Source organism: Halorussus salinisoli, assembly GCA_005239435.1.
Lineage (GTDB): Archaea > Halobacteriota > Halobacteria > Halobacteriales > Haladaptataceae > Halorussus > Halorussus salinisoli.
Map to the genome: position 1 here is coordinate 1 of SZNP01000013.1, position 4,846 is coordinate 4,846.

A 4,846-nucleotide genomic window follows, 5' to 3' on the forward strand; every position below is an offset into this window, starting at 1 on the left:
TATGAGTGGGAGGCGGCGAATCGGGGTTTCCAGAGGCTCGCGCACTCCAGTACTGGCCGAAACGCAGGCGGGCTTAACTTCCGTGTTCGGGATGGGTACGGGTGTCGCCCCGCCGCTCTGGCCGCCTTAACGCCGACCCACGGAATCGAACCGTGGTTAAACCAATGTCGGTGATTCGATGCGGTGTGTCGACCGTATGTATGTGCAATCCAGATAGCGCCTGGACCCGACTTCGCGGGTGCAGTGCGGTACAATATGAATGTGTGGCGTTGACCTGTTAGTGCTCGCGGACTGAACGTCTCGTTGCCTCGACGCGTACATCCCGAGTCTATCGAACTCGTCTTCTACGAGTGGTCTCAGATGGTATCTCTTTTCCAGGTGGGTTTCGAGCTTAGATGCGTTCAGCTCTTACCCCGTGTCACGTGGCTGCCCGGCACGCGCTCTCTCGAACGACCGGTACACCAGTGGTGACCAATCGTAGTTCCTCTCGTACTATACGATCGTTCCCGTCAGATACCGTAACACCCCCAATAGATAGCAGCCGACCTGTCTCACGACGGTCTAAACCCAGCTCACGACCTCCTTTAATAGGCGAACAACCTCACCCTTGCCCGCTTCTGCACGGGCAGGATGGAGGGAACCGACATCGAGGTAGCAAGCCACTCGGTCGATATGTGCTCTTGCGAGTGACGACTCTGTTATCCCTAAGGTAGCTTTTCTGTCATCTATCGCCCGCATCAAGCAGGCTGATAGGTTCGCTAGACCACGCTTTCGCGTCAGCGTCCCTTGTTGTGCAGGACACTGTCAGACTTCCTTTTGCTCTTGCGCTCTGTTCCGCGTTTCTGACACGGATGAGGAAATCTTGGGGCACGCTCGATATCTTTTCGAGCGTGTACCGCCCCAGTCAAACTGCCCGGCTACCGGTGTCCTCCTCCCGGAGTGAGAGTCACAGTCACTAACGGGTAGTATTTCAATGATGACTCGGTGGCCCGCTAGCGCGGGTACCTGTGTAACGTCTCCTACCTATGCTGCACATTAGCGACCGTGTCTCAGCGACAGCCTGCAGTAAAGCTCTATAGGGTCTTCGCTTCCCCTTGGGGGTCTCCAGACTCCGCACTGGAACGTACAGTTCACCGGGCCCAACGTTGGGACAGTGACGCTCTCGTTGATCCATTCATGCAAGCCGCTACTGAAGCGGCAAGGTACTACGCTACCTTAAGAGGGTCATAGTTACCCCCGCCGTTAACGGGTCCTTCGCCCCATTGTACTGGGTGTTCAGATACCCGCACTGGGCAGGATTCAGTGACCGTACGAGTCCTTACGGATTTGCGGTCACCTATGTTGTTACTAGACAGTCGGAGCGTCCGAGTCACTGCGACCTGCCTCTATGCGAGGCAGGCATCCCTTATCGCGAACTTACGGGACTAACTTGCCGAATTCCCTAACGTCGGTTGCTCCCGACAGGCCTTGGCTTTCGCCGCCAGAGTACCTGTGTCGGATCTCGGTACGGACACCATACTCCCTTTTCACGGGCCCTAGGTAACGTCAACTTTCGCTGTGTCTGGCTTCGTTCGCTTCGTGCCATTACGGCTTCCACGAAGTTCCCAGATTCGACCGGGCGAAAGCCCGGCTTGACGGTTCCCAAGGCGTTGGTTTCACTGTATGGTGGCACAGGAATATTAACCTGTTTCCCTGTTGTCTCGGTCGAATTGCGGCGAGACTTAGGACCGGCTAACCCTCGGCTGATCAGCATTGCCGAGGAACCCTTACTCGTAAGGCCGTCGGGGGTCTAACCCGACTAACGCTGCTACTATGACCAGGATTTTCGTTCCTATTCGGTCCACACGAACTCTCGCCCGCGCTTCCATCCGAACAGAATGCCAGTCTACTCGATCACCATGTGAGTGGTGCGGCTAGGTCTCGGTGGCAGACTTGAGCCCCGATCATTTTGGGCGCCTCAAACCTCGGCCGGTAAGCTGTTACGCTTTTCTTAGAGGGTAGCTGCTTCTAAGCTCACCTCCCGGCTGTTTAGGGCTTGAGACCACCTTCAGATTGCACTTAGTCTGCACTTTGGGACCTTAACCCAGCTCTGGGTTGTTCCCCTCCTGGTGCACAGGCTTACCCCGCACACCGGATTCCCTGCGTCGACGGCGTTCGTAAGTTTGGAGTTTGACAAGGGGGCCGACTTCTCTCGAAGTCGGCGCCCCTAATCGGTCGCTCTACCTCACGAACTACCTCGACAGAGGTCATGCTTCGACATGTTTCGACTGGAACCAGCTGTTGCCAGATTCGATGGGCCTTTCACCCCTACACGTAGGTCACGGGAGGGTATTGTAGGACACCATCCCTAACAGGCCTCCACGTGGCTTTCGCCACGCTTCACCTTGCCCACGCGTAGATCATCTGGTTTCGGGTCGCATCCGATTGACTCCCCGCCCTTGAAGACGGCGGCCCTCGCACGAATGTGCTGCGGCCATGTTGGTTTCCCTGTGCCTTCCCGGATACACCGGTTAGACTCGCCAATCAAATGCACTCCCTGGTTCGTTTTTCAAAACGTACGACAGAACATCGGCTTCCTCTCGGTTCTACTGGGGGTTTGCACCCGGTTCGTTTTGGAGAGGACCTTGTATGCCCTGTCGCTCCATCGCCAACTGATTTCAGGCTCTGTTGCACCTCCCTTCGTGGGGTGCTTTTCAGCGTTCGCTCACGCTACTTGTTCGCTATCGGTCTCGAGACGTGTTTAGTCTTCGCGGTCGATGCCCGCGATATTCACGAGGAATTTCCAATCCCCGATACTCTGGAGCTGACGCACACCGTACTGACTCATGTTACGGGGCTTTCACCCTGTATCGCGCTCCGTTCCAGAAGACTTCACATGAGTGGTCGGGTGCTGAGTGTCAGTCCGAACACCACATTGCCCGTGAGGGCTTCGGTTTGGACTGTGTCGCTTTCACTCGCAGTTACTGACGACATCCCTTGCGGTTTCTTTTCCTGCCGGTACTGAGATGTTTCAATTTCCGGCGTTCCCCATTGCGCGAGGCAATTGCGAGGGGATTCCCATTCGGAGATCCTGAGTTCTTCGCCTCCGTGCGGCTCCCTCAGGCTTATCGCAGCTTGGCACGTCCGTCGTCGGCGCTCGAGCCGAGCCATCCACCAGCTGGCACAGTAGCCACGCTGTTGGAATTGTTGGTCGCACTGTGACCCGGTCGGTCGGATCCAGTGGACGCCTGGATTGCACGTACATACGGTCGTCATCGCCACGTCCTATAGGTGGTATAGGAGCGTGCATCGAACCCTTCCTACACGCGCTTTCACGGTGTAGTGCATCGGTTAGTGTGGATTGAATCGTTGCGCCGTCTCCCACTTAAGGGACACGGTTCGATTCCACCCACGGCATGGACCCACTGGGATTTGAACCCAGGGCATCCTCCTTGCAAAGGAGGCACTCTACCACTGAGCTATGGGCCCGTCCCCACGACGGGGAAGGTGTGTTTGTTAACCCTGGTAGTTCTAAGGTGCCCGACCACCGAAGCGGTCGAGGTCGTCGAGGAACCCTCTCGAGTGTCTGTCGCGAGGCGACAGACGGGTGTGGGCCATCCCGTCGGGATGGTCCCGTGCGTTAGGAGGTGATCCAGCCGCAGATTCCCCTACGGCTACCTTGTTACGACTTAAGCCCCCTTGCGAAGCCCAGATTCGACCACCGTGTGGTGGCCTCATCCGGACCTCACTCGGGTGCTTTGACGGGCGGTGTGTGCAAGGAGCAGGGACGTATTCACCGCGCTCTTCTGAAGCGCGATTACTACCGAATCCAGCTTCATGAGGGCGAGTTTCAGCCCTCAATCCGAACTACGACCAGGTTTAAGAGATTACCGTCCTCTTTCGGGGTTGGAACCCGTTGTCCTGGCCATTGTAGCCCGCGTGTAGCCCAGCTCATTCGGGGCATGCTGACCTACCGTTGCCCGTTCCTTCCTCCACGTTAGCCGTGGCGGTCTCCCTAATGTACCCAGCTACCACGAGGGTACTGCTGGCAATTAGAGATGCGGGTCTCGCTCGTTGCCTGACTTAACAGGATGCCTCACGGTACGAGCTGACGGCGGCCATGCACCTCCTCTCAGCAGGTCAGGTAAGCTCATCACACTGACCGTCACTCCTGCTGTCGGAGCTGGTGAGATGTCCGGCGTTGAGTCCAATTAAACCGCAGGCTCCTCCGGTTGTAGTGCTCCCCCGCCAATTCCTTTAAGTTTCATCCTTGCGGACGTACTTCCCAGGCGGCTCGCTTCTCGGCTTCCCTACGGCACAGCGCAGGCTCGTAGCCTACGCCACACCTAGCGAGCATCGTTTACAGCTAGGACTACCCGGGTATCTAATCCGGTTCGTGACCCTAGCTTTCGTCCCTCACCGTCGGGTCCGTCTTCCTGAGGCGCTTTCGCCACCGGTGGTCCGTCCAGGATTACAGGATTTCACTCCTACCCCGGACGTACCCCTCAGGTCTTCCGGCCCCAAGCCAGCTGGTTTCCGCCGGGCGCCCACTCGTTAAGCGAGTGGATTTCCCGACGGACCTGTCTGGCTGGCTACGGACGCTTTAGGCCCAATAATAGCGGCCATCACTCGGGCTGCCGGTATTACCGCGGCGGCTGGCACCGGTCTTGCCCAGCCCTTATTCGTACACCTCCCTACGGTGTACAAAAGCGAGGACTATATGCCCTCGCACTCGGAGTTCCCTTATCGCACTGTCGTGCAGTGTAAAGTTTTCGCGCCTGCTGCGCCCCGTAGGGCCCGGAATCTTGTCTCAGATTCCGTCTCCGGGCTCTTGCTCTCACAACCCGTACCGATTATCGGCACGGTG

General features: G+C 57.4%; 1 tRNA gene and 3 rRNA genes. All 4 read right to left on the minus strand.

Annotated features, from left to right (window positions below):
* Positions 1–7 precede the first annotated feature (7 nt).
* Positions 8–129: ribosomal RNA gene (rrf, locus tag E2484_RS24585) — 5S ribosomal RNA — on the minus strand.
* A gap of 129 nt (positions 130–258) precedes the next feature.
* Positions 259–3,178 (minus strand): 23S ribosomal RNA (locus E2484_RS24590).
* 218 nt (positions 3,179–3,396) lie between these two features.
* Positions 3,397–3,468: transfer RNA gene (locus E2484_RS24595), tRNA-Ala, on the minus strand.
* Between the two features lie 153 nt (positions 3,469–3,621).
* A 16S ribosomal RNA gene (locus tag E2484_RS24600) occupies positions 3,622–4,846 on the minus strand; the annotation flags it as partial.